Source organism: Bacillus sp. Marseille-Q1617 (genome assembly GCF_903645295.1).
In the GTDB taxonomy this organism is placed as follows: Bacteria; Bacillota; Bacilli; order Bacillales; family Bacillaceae_B; genus Rossellomorea.
The window spans coordinates 643,357-660,396 of record NZ_CAHJXM010000003.1; the positions used below are offsets into that span (position 1 = coordinate 643,357).

Consider the following 17,040-nt stretch of genomic DNA (forward strand, 5'->3'; position numbering starts at 1 on the left):
GAGGCTCACGGGTCACCCGCGGAAAGCGAAGTCTTGCACGGAAATCAACAGCGGTGTTAGGAAGCTGGGACAAATGTAAAGACGCTTTAAAGAAAAGTTAATTTATGGTAAAAATCCTTCTCTATCGTCAAAAAATCGATATGATAGAGGTGTATTACAAATGCATCTTATCAGGAGGTCTTTACATGAAATCAATGAAGAAATGGTTATTAATGCTTTTGACGTCGGTATCAGTAATCGGATTTGCAGCAGGATGCAGCGGTGAAACGGAAGAAGACACGGGAACAGAAGAACAAATGGAAGAAGAATCGAATACGGATGAAGAGTCAAATACTGGAGAAAGCAACACTGAAGAATAAAAAGCTGAACGGCCAGTCCTTAGGGGCTGGCTGTTTCTTACTGTCCGGAGGTTATTGATCATAGGAACTTGTTTCATTCTCATAAGGGAAAATAAATACTCCATGTTTCTAGGCTTTGATCATCCTTTAATATTAATGAAATTGGCAGATATTTTTGTCACAAAATATACGTATGGGGGTATGTTGATTTTTCATCGGCAGGTACATATAATAAAAGTGTGAAGGGAATCAAATGCTGCACTTTGTGAAATGTTTAACAAATTCTTTTATGGAAGAAAGAAGGGGAATTTCAAATGAAGAAAAAATAGTGATCGTAGGCGGGGTTGCCGGGGGAGCTACAGCGGCAGCAAGACTGCGCCGGTTAAGTGAAGAAGATGAAATTGTTTTGCTGGAAAAGGGAGAATACATTTCTTTTGCCAATTGTGGTCTCCCTTATTATATCGGAGAGGTAATTACGAACAGAGAAGCTTTATTAGTTCAGACAGTGGAAGGTATGTCCAAAAAATTTAACCTTGATATTCGCAACTTAAGTGAGGCCGTTGAAATTAATCGGGAACGCAAAACCGTTTCGATCAAAAAAGTTGAAACCGGTGAGATTTATGAAGAAAGCTACGATACTCTCATACTATCACCTGGGGCACGTCCTATCATTCCTCCACTGGATGGTCTATCTGACGCCGGGAATGTTTTTACTCTGCGAAATGTGCCGGATACCGATAAGATTAAAGCATGGGTGGATGAAAAGAAACCACAAGAAGCATTGATTATCGGCGGCGGCTTCATCGGGCTTGAAATGGCGGAAAATTTACACCATCGAGGTGTCAATGTATCTGTAGTGGAATTAGGGAATCAGGTAATGGCACCAATCGATAGTGAAATGGCTGCTATTGTACACCGGGAACTGGATAATGAAGGTGTTAAATTATATCTTAACGATGGAGTTAACGCACTTAAAAATGGCGGAAGAACAATCGTGCTTCAGAGCGGCAAGGAATTAACGAGTGATCTTACCATTTTATCGATAGGTGTCCGACCTGAAAATGAGCTTGCAGAAAGAGCAGGATTAGCATTGGGGGAGCGTGGAGGTATAGTGGTAAATCAACACTTGCAAACAGATGACCCAACCATCTACGCTATCGGAGATGCGATAGAAGTAAGGGATTTTGTACAGGGAACCCCGGCTATGATTCCCCTTACCTGGCCAGCCAATCGCCAGGGACGACTGGCTGCAGATCATATTAATGGAAGAAAGGCTATTTATAAAGGAAGTTTGGGAACCTCGGTTGCAAAGGTATTTGGCTTGACCGTCGCAGCAACAGGTAATAATGAAAAATTATTAAAACGGCTGGGAGTAAACTATGAAGCGGTACACATCCATCCGAACTCCAATGCCACCTACTATCCTGGAGGCAGCCAGCTTTCTTTAAAGTTGGTCTTCCAACCTGAGACAGGTGAAATATTCGGTGCCCAGGCTGTGGGGTATAAATGGGTAGAGAAACGGATTGATGTCATTGCAACTGCCTTAAAAGGGAAGCTGACAGTATGGGATCTTGCAGATCTCGAATTAGCGTATGCCCCGCCTTATTCATCTGCAAAAGACCCTGTAAACATGGCTGGATATGTTGCCGGAAACGTAGTGGATAAGGATTTAAGTCTTGTACATCATGATGAAATCGACGGGGTTATCAGAAAGGGCGGAGTGCTTGTAGACGTCAGGGAACCTGAAGAAAGAGAGTTTGGTTTTATAACGGGATCGGTTAACATCCCTTTGGGAGAACTAAGAGATCGACTAAGCGAACTTCCTGAACAAGAGCACATTTATGTCAATTGTCAGGTAGGATTGAGAGGATATCTCGCTGTAAAAATATTAACCAACAATGGTTTTAAAGCAAGTAATTTAAGCGGCGGCTACAAAACATATCTATTAGGAAAGTAACAAAAAAGGAAGGGTTTAAACCCTTCCATTTTTGTTGTTTCATTTGGAAAATTAAGTTAGTGTTAAAGTGAACATCCAGTTCTAAGGCGTATTTTTTTGGAAAAAAAGGAGGATTTGATATTGATAGTAAATAAAATTAATACTGTATTCATTCCTGTTGCAGACTTAAGAAAATCTGTGGATTGGTACGGGCAGACACTGGGATTGAGGATTGATCAACAGCAATATCGTGAAATAGATGATCTCCCTGTCTATACGTTTTCCATGGGGGACACATCTCTGACATTGGAAAGAGAAGAGTCGTTCATACCTTCACCATCCACCGTACCCATTTGTAATATCCATACAGCAGATATTGAAAAGGTAAGGGAAGATTTCCTTTCAAGTGGAGTAGCGGTAGAGTCAGAAATTATCACATTTCCTGACTTTTCCTATTTTAACTTCCGTGATTTGAACGGTAATCTGTTGATGATTTGCACAGGATAATGGATGTTTACATTGCTGCTGCATGAAAAAACCTCCCTAAAGGATCCATGGAGGTTCACTATCATTTAGTGCACTTTACGGAAACAGTCAAGGCAGGCCGTACTTTTTTGTAGGATTTCTGAATGCTTTTAAATCCTGCAAAGATCAATTCGTCCGTAATTTGTTCCGCGTACATGTGGGCTCTGCTGTCTTTTTCTTCATCACCCCTGGGTTGTACAGTGATCACAAGGGTTCCGCCAGGCTTGAGCATGCGATATATATGGGACAGCGCTTTTTCAGAGTCATTCCAGAGCGGATAATTATTAACCGAGAAAATATGGTCATACTCGTCACCTGTGTGGAATTGAGAGATGTCATGGACAAATAAACGGACTCTCCCTTCCTCGATGGCTGCCTTGTTTTTGTGATGGGCAGCCTCTTGCATCGTGGATGATATATCGACTCCGTCTACCTTCGAGCCCGGGTAATCTTTTATGATCTTATTAATGCAATAACCAGGACCGAATCCTATTTCTAGAATGTGGTCTCCTTTTTTGATGGGCAGCCGCTGAATGGACCACTTATTGATTCTCCGGTTGTCGAACTCCATTACCTTTCCGACGATCCATCCCAGGAATCCCTTCGGTTGCTTGAATTGTTTTTGCAGTGAAAATAGCATATGATCCCCTCGTTTATGCGTGATAATTCCATCTTTCCACCAACCAGCCAATTTGAAACATTAGCCGTTCCAAACATGATATGACTTTTACGATCGAGAAAGGAGAAAATGGATGAAAATTACGATACTTTCGGACACACATTTGCCAAAGAAGGGAAAAGGATTTCCAGATGATCTAATAAATGATCTTAAAGAATGTGAATGTATTATTCATGCAGGTGATTTTCAAACTGTCGACACGTATAACCGTTTGAAGGAATTCGGGGAAGTGACCGGTGTGGCAGGTAACGTAGATGAAGAGAAATTAAAAGACATACTCCCCAAGAAAATAACATTACTAGTAAATGGAATGAAAATAGGGATCGTTCATGGAGATGGAAGCGGTAAAACAACTGAAAAAAGAGCAGAGGAAGCTTTTAGTGATGAGCCGGTTGATCTGGTAGTCTTCGGTCATTCCCATATTCCTTATTTACGGTACCATCAGGGTGTTTTATTATTTAATCCGGGTTCACCGACAGACAAACGCAGGCAGCCGATGTATTCTCATGGGGTGCTTACTATTGAGGATGAATCCAAGTGGTCCATTCAGCATAAATTTTACTCATGAAAAAGGGTGGTAATGGGTCAGCATTCATTTTTACCACCCTTTGATGAAAGTCAAATAGTGTATCGATAATAATCCTGGCTGTATATAGTTCTAAACCCGCTTCTTTCATAGAGTTTCAAAGCATTGCTGTTTGTTGCTGAGACATCAAGGAATATATCCTCTGTCCATTGGGATTCTTCCCTGACTGTACGAGAAAGTGCTTTTCGACCGATCCCAATACCTTGAAGTGAAGGGTCAACCGCAAATCCATAGATGAAACTCTGCCCCTTCAGTCGCTGTACACGGATTTTTCCGACAGTTCTGCCGTCAGCTTCGATCATCAAGCTTTTTTGTGTTGACTCTTCACTGATCTGTTTCATCATGGTTTCAGCATCAGAGTGGTTTTGACCGAAACATTCCACGTCTAATTTGATACAGAATGGAATATCTTCTTCCTGCATTTCTCTCGTCGTCACCTCTTCAGACAAAGGGAAGTGACTTGAGGGGTCCCATTTCATTTCATATTCGGTGAAGTCATATACTGCCATGATGGAGGAAGCAAATGTTTTTCCTGGACCAGATGTACCTGGCACGTTGATGAGAAGGGACCTGGCATCACGGTCTTTCAAAGAAATGACCGCCTTCGAGAGCAATTGAGTAAAGGTTCCTTTTCCCCTGAATTCGGGATGAACCATTCCACATAATTCATACTGATCACCGAAACCGTAAAGAGCAAGATACCCCGATAACTGATCGTTCTCATAATGGAAGAAATCATTATTAAGTGGACCCCTTTCTTCAAGCATGTCCCAATTTAATTTCAACCTTATCTCATCGTGGTCCTCACAAATGTTCTGCAGGGTTCTAATATCATTTAGCTGCTTCTTATTTAACATGGTTACTCTCCTGTAATAGATAGAATTTTCTTACTAATTTTATTTGATTTCCTCATGTATAACAACTGTTTTTCGAAAAAAAACATGACGCTTGATTAGGTCCGATAGTTGTATCATAAAGAAAACGTCACGGAACTAAGCCGTGACGTTTGTGGGTCATTCTTTTGATTCTATCCTTTGGATCACTTCATGAAGGTCGTCTGGTTTTAAAAATTCCAGCGGTGAAAACCCTTTTTCGAACATCACCGACTCGCTTTCGATCATAAGGATATATTTGCCGTTCACTTTTGCTAAATGGATACTGTCACCGAAGTCCGAAAGAAGAGCTTTTACAGAAACATGATCAAGCTTTACCTTAAGCTCGACTTCAGGTGATTGCTCGACGATCTGGGAGGTGGCTTCCACCACTTGTTCAGTTGTGAACCTTTCCTGCAGCTCCCGTTTGGGACTGATTGCCCATTCTTCCATTGCCTGCTCAAACTCAACCCGCTCTTCGCTTTCTTCTACATATGATTCTTCAATATGTTCCTTCACCATGCCGTAAACTTGGGACTTCACAATCTCGGGCATTGATTTCTCATACTCTACCCATTTAAGGAAATCCTCAAAGTAGCGGGCATGTGAAGCTTGGTGGATTTTCAGTTCAGCGGAATCCATCATTCCTTCTTCAGGCATATAAGGGTATTGAATTGATTTCATATTTTTGGTGGTTATGGCCATTTCGACATTATGAATCAAAGTGGATGCATCTGTAATTCTCGCCACCTTTGGTTCAAAGTCGCATTTCATAATGAAGACAAATGGATCATCGAAGAATTTAGTCAGTTTAGCGGTCGCCACTAATAAAGCTCCACCCCGAATCGCACTCGTCTCGATATACATTTGAACAATTTGGTCACAAGCTTCCCTGAATGTTTCCTTATCTTCCGCAAATCTCGTTTTATGAAATAAATTGTAGTTTGGGTTTGAAGTTAATTCGTGGCCGGGTTCTACAATAAACCGTCCGATTTTCGTTGGGGATGAATCCGACTTGGCGTGACGATCAACCTTCCTTTTTACGATTTTTGTCAGTTCTCCATCCAGGAAAGTCTTCAGGTGGCTTTCCTCATACTGTTCTGTGGAAAGTGTTTGAAAGTGTTTAAAATGTTTATCTGCTTCTTCGCCTTTTCCATCTACTTGAATCAAATAAAATGAAAGGTGTTGAATCGTAAAATCCATTTTTGTGCTCCATTTCTATGCGGGTGATTTTCTCTCTGAGAATTCCTTATATTTTTTCAGTATAAGAAAGCAAAAATGGTTCGTCAATTGACTAATGAAACTAATTCTTTGGAGAGATACTAAACTTGATTGAAGTCTTGTTATCCAAACTGGAGTTAAATCAATACTCGAAGATAATGGAGTGTTTGAAAGATAGGGGTGATCATTTGAGTAAGCAATCGATATGGGAATTAGTGAAAAAAGGGAATAAGTCCTCTTTATACGCGATGATTGGAAATACTGTACTTGCTGTAGCTAAAGGGTTTGCATATGTGGTCAGCGGAAGCGGGGCGATGTTTGCTTCGGCCATGCATTCATTGGCCGACTCGGTAAACCAGGGATTTGTGTTCATAGGGAGTGTTCTGTCCGAGAAGGAACCCACCAAGAAATTTCCGACAGGCTTTGGCCGCGTCATCAATCTTTTCTGTATGATTGCCGTCATTGTTGTATCCATCATGGCTTATGAAACAATTAAAGAAGGTGTTCACCTGATTAATCACCCCGCAGAAGTAAAGGGGATTCTGCTGAATCTATCCATATTACTATTAAATATCATTATCGATGGAGCGATTTTAGTAAAGGTGATGAAAGAAATTGGGGTGGAAGCCAGGGATATTCGAAAGGGCATGGGAATCATACCGGGAGCAATCAAAAATGTAAAAAAGGCTTCACCTCCTACCAGGCTTGTCTTTTATGAAGATGTCGTCGCAGTTAGTGGAGCTGTACTTGCTCTCACTGCTGTACTCGTCTCCTACTTCACAGCGTTTCAGCTGCTTGATGGGATCGTGACGATTATTATCGGGTTCCTGATGGTCGGTGTGGCCTTCAGAGTGGGGTATGACAATATGGTGGGGCTTATAGGTGTGGCTGCCCCAAAAGATGTTGAAGACAAGGTTGCCAATATGATATTAAAACATGATATGGTCATGGATATATTCAAAATGAGGATTATTCAAGAAGGAAGATATTATCATGTTGAAGCATATCTCGAACTGAAAAAAGGACTGCCGTTATCACAAGCGGATGACATCAAATTTGAAATTCAGGAAAATCTGATAGCTGACCCCGATATAACCGATGTCACACTGGGTATCATCGAAGACGATGGAATTGAGAGATGGGAAAGAGATGACACAACGAAAATATAAAGATGCTAAAAGCGGCAATCATGTTAATGCCGCTTTTTTGCTGAAGGAACATGAATCTTATCATTTGGTCCGTTACCTTGTTCATATTATAATAAAGAAATAGAAGAATGGGGGTGGAGAAATGAATGGGGACGATATCATTCAATCAATAAAGGGACGAACCCCAAAGGTACTGGGCAGTGAAAACTTCAATGAATATGCCATTTTAGTTCCTTTAATAGAAGTGGATAAAGAAACACACATATTGTTTGAAGTAAGATCTTACAAACTGCGAAGACAACCGGGGGAAATTTGTTTTCCAGGTGGAAAAATCGATAAAGCAGATAAAGATGCAAAGTCTGCTGCCAAACGTGAAACCTCGGAAGAATTGGGGATTTCACAGAAGTTCATCACCGATGTCCACCCATTGGATTACCTTGTTTCTCCTTTTGGTACGATCATTTACCCATTTGCAGGGAAGCTGAATACCGGGATAAAGGATTTGAAGCCAAATGGTGATGAAGTGGGAGAAGTGTTCACCACCCCTTTATTGGATCTTCAAAAAAAAGAACCGGAGTTATATGACATTAAATTTTCAATGGAACCTGAAGAAAACTTTCCATATAAAAGCATTCCGGGCGGTGAGAATTATGATTTCCAGCCAAGGAATTTGAAGGAACACTTTTACTATTATGAGGACAAAGTGATTTGGGGATTGACTGCAAGGATACTTCATCATTTCATTGGAATCGTTTCAGACAAAAAATATTAATTTGTTTTCTACAAAATCTATATAGAAAAGACGCAATCAGCTCATTTTTACTTTCTTCAACAAAGAAATTTGTCGGGGAAAGTATTTTTATTTGCCTTGATGTCGGTATTTGTTTGGTTTGTATCTGATTCAAATGAGGTAAACATAAGACAAGAGAAAGAACGAATCAGGAGGAGGGAAAAAAATGATCATTCGTGCAAAATCATGGAGAATGCTGAGTGTTCAAGAAAAAATGTTTATATTAAAAGCAGTTTGCAATAAAACCATACATCCTGGTAAGATGGCGGTGAAATAGTATCCTACATGTGACAAGCCGCAAAATAAATAGGAGAGAGAATTTTATTGAATCACTCTAGATAAGTACATCCATCTAAAATTCTCTCTAAAATCATGCTCTTTCAGTACCTTTTACCCGGTCAACACGATCCCCCTATTTAACCCCAATTATTTTAATCCCGCTAAAAGATCAGCCTGCAGATTGTTGAAATCATTTTTGTCAGATTAATACTTTTTTGAAGAAACAGATTTTTTCTTGTGATAAAATAAAAGGAGATGAATTTGACGGAGGAAACTAATGAACGAGAATTTTAAAAAAATCGGACAAGCAATCATTAATAAAAAATCAGAGATAGCCAAAGAAGTTCATGAGGAAAGATTCAGCAAGATACCAGCTGAAGAGAGAGAAAAGATTGCATCAATAGAGAAAGAAATTCTTGAAATACGTGCTGGGTTTATTCATATATTTGGAGAAGCACTCATTGATTTTCAGAACAAGGAACACTATCTGGATGTCCTGACTCAATGGGGTAAAGATACTGGAGAACGTATATATAATATGGGAGCCCCTTTAGATGAAGCGCTGAAAGATACCAACCAATACAGAAGAGGGATCTGGAAAGAGATTAAACACCAGGCCCAGAAATATAATATGTCATTGGATACAGTGTTTGAGGCTCAGGAAATTTTGGATCCTCTCCTCGATCAGGCTGTTTATTCGTTCAGTCTGACGTATGTGACATACCATAAAGAAACACTCGATAGAGCCAAAAGTGCTTTTTTGGAATTGTCTGTTCCGGTCGTACCGTTGATCACCGGAGTCGCTGTCCTGCCGCTCATCGGAAACATCGATACCCAAAGAGCCCGGCTTATCATGGAGGAAGCGCTTCTGCAGGCAAATAAATTAAAATTAACTAAACTCTTTATTGATCTTTCAGGTGTCGCCATTGTGGATACAATGGTTGCTGACCGTATCTTCATGGTCATTTCTGCGTTAAAGCTGCTCGGTGTTAAAACCATCCTGACGGGCATTCGTCCGGAAATTGCCCAAACCATCACTCAGATCGGGATCAACTTCAATCAAGTCGAAATAAGGGCAAATCTTCAACAAGCGATAGAAGAAATGAAAGCTCTCGTGTAATTTAAGAGAATTAAGACATTGGAATCTTTCATATTATTGATTTCAATGTTTTTGTTGTGGAAGGCGTTTTGTTCGTAAAAAATGTCGTTTTGCATGGAACCCAACCGTGGCAGACAACAGCTTTTACATAAGTACTTTGCAGGGGGATAATCAATTGAAGAAGAAAGCAGCAGTCATCGCACTATTATTTGTCATCATTTTATCGGGTTGTAATCGAAACGCAGCCGAGATGATCACCGGTGGAAAAGTAATTATTAACAAGGCAGATCAAACCATTACGTTCCAAGGAAAACTGACAGATCGGACTTTAGAGGCGGAAACATCATTCCAGGCACGTTTTTTCCTTCAAGGAAGCACGATCAGGAATGCTGTGGGGACCGATTTAGTTTATACAGATAAAGAATTGAAGAGTGATGCAGATTTGAAAAAATCTGAAGAATATGAAGTTCAAGCCACTCTCAAAATTAAACAGCCTGATAAAATGGATGAGTTAATCCGAGTGATCAAAGATAAGGAAGAGAAAGCTGTCACGATTGAAGTCATAAATGAAGACGGGCGGATAGATGATCAGATCATACATCAGGTAGAAGAAAAGTAGGGCCGATAAGCTCTACTTTTCTGTTTTTATTTATGTTGCAAAGGTCTTTTCAAAGCATACAAATATTCACAAAAACATATTAGAGGAAGGAAATGGGTTACTTTTATCTAATAGTATACAAGGGGATTTGAAAGGGGACATGACAATGGAGCACGATTCAATTTTTTTAATCAAGGAAAAGTATGGAATGAAAAAAGATTTTGGCCTTTTGGTATCGATGATGGACTATGCGAGGGTAACAACGATACAGGAAGTTGAAAATCTCTCCGTGGAAGAACTGGACTACAGGGCGCATGACGAAGCGAATTCAACCGGAATGCTTTTGGCTCATTTTGATGCAGTCGAAAAAATCTATCAGGCGCTGACCTTCTCTGATCTGAGTGATGAAGAAGTGGACCGTTATGCGGAAACGTTGGAACCTGCTTTAAGTTTGGGGAAAGCTGCGGAAGTGATCAGAGGAAAGGAAGTCGGTGAGTATCTCGACAGGTTAAACGAAACGAGAAATAAAACGCTGGACCACTTCAAGCAATTGCCTGAAGAATGGCTTTATGTAGAAACCGATTGGTGGTATGGCAAGAAAGGCAATAACTTCTTTAAATGGTTTCATGTCTTTGAAGATGAAATCAATCATCGCGGTCAGATCCGCATGATTAAAAAACTTCACTCCAAAGAGAGGGAAATGGAAAAAATCGATTAAACACAGTAGTTTGACCTATTTTTTTTCCTTTTCTTGAGTTTTGAAGAGCAGTCTGTTATAGTATAAATAATTATTTTTGTTCGGTTAATTCACATGATAGAAGAACATTCGTCTTGAAGCTTAATCGAAGCAAGAATATTAATATTTTTATGTGCAACTGCACTAGGAGGTACTTGTTTTATGCTACAAGGTAAAGTGAAATGGTTTAACGCAGAAAAAGGTTTCGGTTTCATCGAAGTTGAAGGTCAAGACGATGTTTTTGTTCACTTCTCTGCTATCCAAGGCGAAGGCTACAAATCACTAGAAGAAGGACAAGACGTTACATTTGAAATCGTTGAAGGTGCTCGTGGACCACAAGCAGCTAACGTTCAAAAGTAATTAAATAGTAAAACTTCAAACAGAGTACGTTTAACGTACTCTGTTTTTTTTGATGATTATTTTCTAAAGTGTACATAATCGTATTTTCTAAACCTTGCTCAGCTTTCAAAATATTAACAGAGGAGTGATGGAGTTTGTGGAGCTATTTTAAGAAGTTTTTTATCTTTGCAGGAGTTTTTGTGGGAACGAGCATACTATTAAGCATCATTACAGGGTTGATACTTACTTATTTCTATACAGAGGACGGCTTTTCTGGTCATCCGTTCATCAGTATATTGATTAATGTTATTGCGGCTGCAGTGGCTGTTGTGTTCGCTTACAGACCATTCAATAAAAAGGATAAACCTGCTGACAGTTTAAAATAATTTTCCTTTTATAAACGGCAAATCATGAATGAAAAAGAGCAAGGGACCGGAATAAACCGGTCCCTTACTCTTTCATTAAGTATACACCTTTGAATTATATGTCTGATTACTTATTGTTTTGGTTCTGCTGCTGTTGTTGCTGTTGAGCAGCTTTACGAGCTTTTTGAGCCGCGTTTTGCTCTTGAGCGAATTCAGCTTCATTTTTTTGTTGTTGTGGCTTTTGGTTGTTTTGGTTGTTGTTTGTCATGTATATCACCTCCGTCCTCCATTAAGATGCCCGGATGAAGTGAAATTATTCTATTAAATTTTTATTTTTATCCAGCTTTTCACCATATCGCATCGACCCACTCCGGATGGTCTATGAATGGGTTTCTGTTCCCCTGATAACGCTCAAAAATAAGTTGATTTCTCCTCATTTCAAATGAATCAACCGGATCCTCTTGATGCCACTCCAATAATACTGACAATTTTCCATGCAGTGGTTTTTTGTTATTTTCAACTTCATTATTCAATTCAAGATCCAGTTCGCCACTGTCTCCTTCATATCTTACATCCATGTAAAAGAGCATACGTGCGACATCCCCTTTGATGGTATCCTTCGGTTCCCAGGAATCCTTGTCATAGAATGTAAGGGGCGCCTCAGGGTGAGGAGAACCGCCATTATCAAAATCCAGGTTGCTTCTTGATGAGTTGACGGTCACATCAGTCGGTCTTAAATGATGCAGGTCGGTCCCCGGTCCTTGAGACGTACCAAAATCTCCGTGCGATTTGGCCCATACATGTTCACGGTTCCAGTCATCCACTTTCCCGCCATTATGCGTTTTGGATTGGGAGCGTCCTGTATAAAAAAGGATGACGCGTGTGGAATCTGACGGATCTTCATCTGTATTCCTGAGAGCTTCCCAAACCGCACTGTAAGTAAGTTCATGGTGATCATCAATGATGTCATGAAGCGTACGTTTTAATTCCTGGCCAGTTTTTCCTTCTGCCTGGCGATAATAGTCTTCAAGCTGGGGAGGATCGGGATGCTCAGGTTCTTCAATTGGATCAGAATCATTTGCCAATGCAAAATCGTCAGGAGCCTTCAGACCCGGCTGTGAAAAATAATTGGTTAATGTTCCTGAAATGGAGAGCTTCTGCCCGAGAAGGGAAGGATTGCTTCTAAGGCCGAATGCAGGCCGGAATCCGGAAGGTACTTGAACAAGTAGGATCTTATTCATTTCTGTCTCGTCAGGTGAATCCGCAATAGCGATTGCGTAATCACTGGGATAATCTGTTTTCACAATCGTGGAATCCGATATAGGCTGGCCGATTACATACCCTGTAACGGTTTCCCGGCTTCCATCCTGCTTTTTCAAGGCTTCACTTACAGACAACTCCTTAGAGGTATCCTCTCCACCCGAACGCAAAGAGATGTCAGGCTGTGTTTCCTGAAAGTTGGAGCAGCCTGTGAATGGAAATGCAATAAGGATCAGTACCACTGTTTTGAGAAATAGGCAGTTTTTCAACTCATTTACCTCCTTATTAAATCAGCAGCGCCTTTTTTAAAAGCGTACCTTAATAAAGGAGAGGATGGGGAATTTTTAATTGAGAATCTAAGAAAATGATACAAACGGCTCATGATACCCCCTGGAGAGGGCAGTCAATTACATATATATTCAACCTAGGACAATTTAAGAAAGGACGAGGTTAAGATTGTAAGAGCTGCACAGCCCTCTTTGACGACTGGTTAATCCTGTACAGATTTGGGAATTACTAAGTTCGTGCATGTATGTTTATCCTTACGAGAAGATTTAACATTCTGAAGGAAAGGGGAAGTAATTTTGAAGAAATTCACATCTATGTTTTGGATATCAATCTCTATCGGTATCATTTTTGTCCTCTGGGGAGTGATATTCCCGGATAACCTGGTTTCTGTCATGTCTAACCTTCAGGGAATCCTTCTTGATAAGTTTGGGTGGTTTTATCAGTTTTCTGCCACTTTCTTTTTTGTGGTGGCATTATTCTTCGCATTCAGTAAATATGGAAAAATCAAACTTGGAAAAGACGATGATAAACCTGAATATTCAAGAGCGACCTGGTTTGCTATGTTATTCAGTGCCGGAATGGGAATCGGTCTCCTTTTCTATGGTGTATCAGAGCCTGTCTCCCATTATGCCACTCCGCCGTTCGGGGAAGGGAATACAATCGGATCCGCGCAAATCGGTCTTCGCTATACATATTTGCACTGGGGGTTTCATGCCTGGGCAATTTATGCCGTAGTAGCCCTAGCTCTTGCTTATTATAAATTCAGGAAAGATATGCCGGGACTGATGAGTGCCACATTATACCCTGTGATCGGAAATAGAATCAAAGGACCGATCGGTTATATTGTCGATATCATAGCGGTTTTTGCAACGATATTCGGTGTAGCGATCTCACTTGGAATCGGGGCACAGCAAATCAACAGCGGTTTGAACTATCTTTTCGATATTCCAATCAGCTTTTCTGTGCAGCTTATCATTATGGGAATAGCCACTGTCCTATTCATTTCATCTGCTGCGACAGGGCTCTCAAAAGGGATCAAATACTTGAGTAATGCCAATATGGTCCTGGCAGTTATTTTATTCTTTAGTTTCTTACTATTGGGCCCTGCACAATTCGCCCTTGAACTATTCTTGACGACGTTCGGGAGTTATGTACAGAAGCTTCCCAGCATGGGGCTCAGGTTCTCTCCCTTTGTAAAGGAAGATAATCAATGGGTAAAGGATTGGACCATTTTCTATTGGGCTTGGTGGATTTCCTGGACTCCATTTGTCGGAACATTCATTGCGAGAGTTTCAAGAGGAAGGACAGTGCGTGAGTTCATTGTAGCCGTCATCATCGTGCCGACACTGGTGTGTGCATTGTGGTTCGGTGTCTTTGGCGGGACAGGACTGTACTTCGATGTGGTCAAAGGGATGGACGTAGCCGGGCAGAGTCTGGAAACTGCTTTATTCTACGTATATGATCTCATGCCGTTAAGCGGCCTTTTATCCATCGTTTCGTTATTCCTGATCATTACATTCTTTGTCACGTCTGCAGATTCTGCCACCTTTGTACTCGGTATGCAAACCTCAAATGGCAGTCTGAATCCGCCATTTTTCGTGAAATTCAGCTGGGGGATCATCCTGGCTGCGATTGCGGCAATCCTGATGGGAACTGGTGGAATAAGCGGACTGCAGGCAGCAACGATCATCACTGCTCTTCCACTTGGAGTCATCCTGTTAGTGATGACCTACGGAATGGTTCTCTCATTCCAGAAAGAGCTCAAAGCTTCAAAGAAATAACCTGAATCCCGGCCATTGACAAGGATCGATTAACGACTGGGGTGCTAATTAAAAAAGTTACAACCATTGAGGTTGTAACTTTTTTAGGTTTTATTCCCGTCTCAATTCATCAAAACCTGAACGGCGGAGCTTGATAAACTTAATCAGATTCAAGATAATCGTTTTCGCGACCGCATAGGTAGGGATTGCCAATATCATTCCCAAAATACCTGCTAAGTTTCCTGCGACAAGCAATAGAATGATGATCGTTGCAGGATGTGTATCCAACCGTTTTCCAAGTATCAGTGGTGAAAGGACGTTTCCTTCGATTTGCTGTGCGATCGTGATGACGACAATGACAAGGATCGCTTTGGTAGGTGAATCAAAAAGGGCGATGATTACTGCCGGAGCAGCACCAAGGAATGGTCCCAGATAAGGAATGATGTTCGTAACTGCCCCAATTAACGCCATGACGAGGGCAAAAGGGAGCCCGATGATCAAATAACCGATAAAGGTGAGCGTTCCTACAAACAATGCAACCAGTAACTGACCTTGGATATAGGCAGCAAGTGTTTCATTGGTATCCTTTAACGTCTTAAGCCCTTCTTCGCGATAAGAAGGAGGAAGAAACTTAGAAATAGCCTTTGGAAGCTTATGTCCGTCCTTGAACATGAAGAATAACAAGAAAGGAACCGTCACAATGGTTATGGCAATGCTTGTCAGGATACTGAAAAAGCCTTTGATTCCCGCTGTTATATTGTCAGGAAGGGTATTGGCGAAATCAGCCAGCTGTTTCTCGATATCTTTTATGGAAACATAGTCCTGATTCATCATCCATTTGAATTGTTCTGTTTGAGATAAGTATTCGATAAAATCCCGGGTTTGTTTCACATATTCGGGCAATTCATTGATCAGACCCGTCACCTGTCTTGAAATGATCGGTGCGACATTTCCGATGATCAATGCCAGAAGGCCGATAATTAAAGCATAAAGGACAATGATGGCATGGGTCCTCGGAAGCTTTGCCTTTTCCAGCAGGTTGACTAAAGGGTTTAACAAGAAGTATAGAAAGCCCGATATGATGATCGGAAAAAACAGTGTTGAGAAAAGGACGCCTATTGGTTGAAATAAAAAAGAAATCTTCGTTCCTACATAAATAATCGTTAAGATGATGAGGACTTGCAGACTCCATGTGTAAAATTTCTTCCTGTTCAATCGTTTCACCTCTGAATCTGATTAGTAATGACAGCCAGCTATGTAAGGTTCCTATGCCATATGCTGGATTTATAATGTTGCTATCAAGTATAACAAAATGATGGGTTAAACTACTACTAATATCTATCAAGAAAGGAACGAAGCCGCCTTATGGTCCGAATACTGAGTGAATTGATGGAAATTGAAGAGCGGTACGGGGTGAAAATCCTTTATGCCGTGGAGGCAGGCAGCAGAGCCTGGGGGTATGAATCAAAACGAAGTGACTACGATATCAGGTTTTTATATGTACACCCTGTACGACATTATTTGTCTCTTAATCATGAAAAAGATGTTATTGAAATCCACCGTAACAAGGCTGAATTCGTCGGGTGGGATATTAAGAAGGCATTATCGCTCCTCCACAAGTCGAATCCATCCATTATGGAATGGTTGACAGAAGAAAACATATATCTGGAGTACGCCGCAGTAAAAGGAATAAGAAAACTGGCGACAAATGGTTTTTCACCCTTCACTGTAATGAATCATTATTACCAAATGGCGAAGAAGAATATGAATCTAGCCTCTCGGCAGCCTTTGGTCGATCTCAAAAGATATTTAAATGTCATAAGACCGCTTCTCTCATGTATATGGGTGTGGGAATCTTACACTTTTCCCCCTAATGACCTTTGGATTATGTTAAATGAACTGGAGCTGAATGAAACGTTTAAAGATAATATCGAAAGAGTACTGACTCTAAAAAAGAAAGGCATCGTCGAGGTTTCTACTAAAACGATTCGTTCTTTATTTGAGGAGATCCAATATGAGTTAGTCCGAATAGAGAACCACTTACAGAACTGCTGCGGAAAAAAACAAGGAAACATTGATGAATTCAATGAAGTCTTTCACCTCATTCTCGAGGAAATATGGGAAGTGCAAGGGTTACGTTCAAACAATTAAGTATCGATGGTGATTGAAAAGGAGATGCATAACTGCCTATTTCATGGAGAACCTATTTAGAAACAAGACC

At 40.7% G+C, this 17,040-nt stretch carries 19 protein-coding genes; 13 read left to right on the top strand and 6 right to left on the bottom strand.

The genetic code is table 11. The annotated features are described in order from the left end of the window. The first annotated feature begins 185 nt into the window (after positions 1–185). The 3 genes from HWX64_RS20550 (at position 186) to HWX64_RS20560 (ending at position 2,781) form a co-directional block, all read left to right on the top strand. Complete coding sequence (locus tag HWX64_RS20550) at positions 186–359, top strand: hypothetical protein (protein WP_175991358.1); 174 nt, start codon at positions 186–188, stop codon at positions 357–359. A 268-nt stretch (positions 360–627) separates the two neighbouring features. Next, positions 628–2,295 carry an FAD-dependent oxidoreductase gene (locus HWX64_RS20555; RefSeq protein ID WP_175991629.1) on the top strand — a complete coding sequence of 556 codons (1,668 nt, stop codon included), beginning with the start codon at positions 628–630 and terminating at the stop codon, positions 2,293–2,295. Positions 2,296–2,415: 120 nt separating this feature from the next. Then, positions 2,416–2,781, top strand: a complete 366-nt coding sequence (locus HWX64_RS20560) for a VOC family protein (protein WP_175991359.1) — start codon at positions 2,416–2,418, stop codon at positions 2,779–2,781. A gap of 61 nt (positions 2,782–2,842) precedes the next feature. On the opposite strand, the gene HWX64_RS20565 is transcribed toward HWX64_RS20560, so the two are convergent. Continuing rightward, positions 2,843–3,439 (bottom strand): class I SAM-dependent methyltransferase, encoded by a 597-nt coding sequence (locus tag HWX64_RS20565; RefSeq protein WP_175991360.1) that lies wholly within the window; start codon positions 3,437–3,439, stop codon positions 2,843–2,845. Between the two features lie 112 nt (positions 3,440–3,551). Here HWX64_RS20565 and HWX64_RS20570 point away from each other — a divergent pair, with 112 nt between their 5' ends. Continuing rightward, positions 3,552–4,046, top strand: coding sequence for a metallophosphoesterase (locus HWX64_RS20570; RefSeq protein ID WP_175991361.1), 495 nt, complete (start codon positions 3,552–3,554; stop codon positions 4,044–4,046). Between the two features lie 50 nt (positions 4,047–4,096). Here HWX64_RS20570 and HWX64_RS20575 read toward each other — a convergent pair whose 3' ends face one another. Together HWX64_RS20575 and HWX64_RS20580 are read right to left on the bottom strand one after the other, a co-directional pair. Further along, the gene (locus tag HWX64_RS20575; RefSeq protein WP_175991362.1) at positions 4,097–4,921 is read right to left on the bottom strand and encodes a GNAT family N-acetyltransferase; all 825 of its coding nucleotides are present in this window, start codon (positions 4,919–4,921) and stop codon (positions 4,097–4,099) included. 156 nt (positions 4,922–5,077) lie between these two features. Continuing rightward, complete coding sequence (locus HWX64_RS20580) at positions 5,078–6,139, bottom strand: DUF3900 domain-containing protein (protein WP_175991363.1); 1,062 nt, start codon at positions 6,137–6,139, stop codon at positions 5,078–5,080. Between the two features lie 206 nt (positions 6,140–6,345). Between HWX64_RS20580 and HWX64_RS20585 the strand changes: the two genes are divergently transcribed. From HWX64_RS20585 to HWX64_RS20615, 7 genes are all read left to right on the top strand, one after another. Continuing rightward, positions 6,346–7,326: a cation diffusion facilitator family transporter gene (locus HWX64_RS20585; RefSeq protein ID WP_303049511.1), complete on the top strand. Its 981-nt coding sequence runs from the start codon at positions 6,346–6,348 to the stop codon at positions 7,324–7,326. Between the two features lie 121 nt (positions 7,327–7,447). Next, complete coding sequence (locus HWX64_RS20590; RefSeq protein WP_175991364.1) at positions 7,448–8,077, top strand: CoA pyrophosphatase; 630 nt, start codon at positions 7,448–7,450, stop codon at positions 8,075–8,077. 574 nt (positions 8,078–8,651) lie between these two features. Continuing rightward, positions 8,652–9,494 carry an STAS domain-containing protein gene (locus tag HWX64_RS20595; RefSeq protein ID WP_175991365.1) on the top strand — a complete coding sequence of 281 codons (843 nt, stop codon included), beginning with the start codon at positions 8,652–8,654 and terminating at the stop codon, positions 9,492–9,494. Between the two features lie 154 nt (positions 9,495–9,648). Further along, positions 9,649–10,092, top strand: a complete 444-nt coding sequence (locus HWX64_RS20600; protein WP_175991366.1) for a hypothetical protein — start codon at positions 9,649–9,651, stop codon at positions 10,090–10,092. Between the two features lie 145 nt (positions 10,093–10,237). Next, the gene (locus tag HWX64_RS20605; protein WP_175991367.1) at positions 10,238–10,789 is read left to right on the top strand and encodes a DinB family protein; all 552 of its coding nucleotides are present in this window, start codon (positions 10,238–10,240) and stop codon (positions 10,787–10,789) included. A 180-nt stretch (positions 10,790–10,969) separates the two neighbouring features. Continuing rightward, complete coding sequence (gene cspD, locus HWX64_RS20610) at positions 10,970–11,167, top strand: cold-shock protein CspD (protein WP_032088076.1); 198 nt, start codon at positions 10,970–10,972, stop codon at positions 11,165–11,167. 134 nt (positions 11,168–11,301) lie between these two features. Beyond that, positions 11,302–11,532 carry a hypothetical protein gene (locus HWX64_RS20615; RefSeq protein ID WP_175991368.1) on the top strand — a complete coding sequence of 77 codons (231 nt, stop codon included), beginning with the start codon at positions 11,302–11,304 and terminating at the stop codon, positions 11,530–11,532. Positions 11,533–11,638: 106 nt separating this feature from the next. Here the strand turns inward: HWX64_RS20615 and HWX64_RS20620 are convergent, their stop codons facing one another. Then, positions 11,639–11,779, bottom strand: a complete 141-nt coding sequence (locus tag HWX64_RS20620; RefSeq protein WP_175991369.1) for a hypothetical protein — start codon at positions 11,777–11,779, stop codon at positions 11,639–11,641. 79 nt (positions 11,780–11,858) lie between these two features. After that, positions 11,859–12,947 carry an endonuclease gene (locus HWX64_RS20625; protein ID WP_254871256.1) on the bottom strand — a complete coding sequence of 363 codons (1,089 nt, stop codon included), beginning with the start codon at positions 12,945–12,947 and terminating at the stop codon, positions 11,859–11,861. A gap of 408 nt (positions 12,948–13,355) precedes the next feature. Between HWX64_RS20625 and HWX64_RS20630 the strand changes: the two genes are divergently transcribed. Next, positions 13,356–14,840: a BCCT family transporter gene (locus tag HWX64_RS20630; protein WP_254871226.1), complete on the top strand. Its 1,485-nt coding sequence runs from the start codon at positions 13,356–13,358 to the stop codon at positions 14,838–14,840. A 90-nt stretch (positions 14,841–14,930) separates the two neighbouring features. On the opposite strand, the gene HWX64_RS20635 is transcribed toward HWX64_RS20630, so the two are convergent. Further along, positions 14,931–16,034, bottom strand: a complete 1,104-nt coding sequence (locus HWX64_RS20635) for an AI-2E family transporter (RefSeq protein WP_175991370.1) — start codon at positions 16,032–16,034, stop codon at positions 14,931–14,933. A 150-nt stretch (positions 16,035–16,184) separates the two neighbouring features. On the opposite strand from HWX64_RS20635, the gene HWX64_RS20640 reads away from it, so the two are divergent. Continuing rightward, positions 16,185–16,970: a DNA polymerase beta superfamily protein gene (locus HWX64_RS20640; protein WP_175991371.1), complete on the top strand. Its 786-nt coding sequence runs from the start codon at positions 16,185–16,187 to the stop codon at positions 16,968–16,970. Positions 16,971–17,040 lie beyond the last annotated feature (70 nt).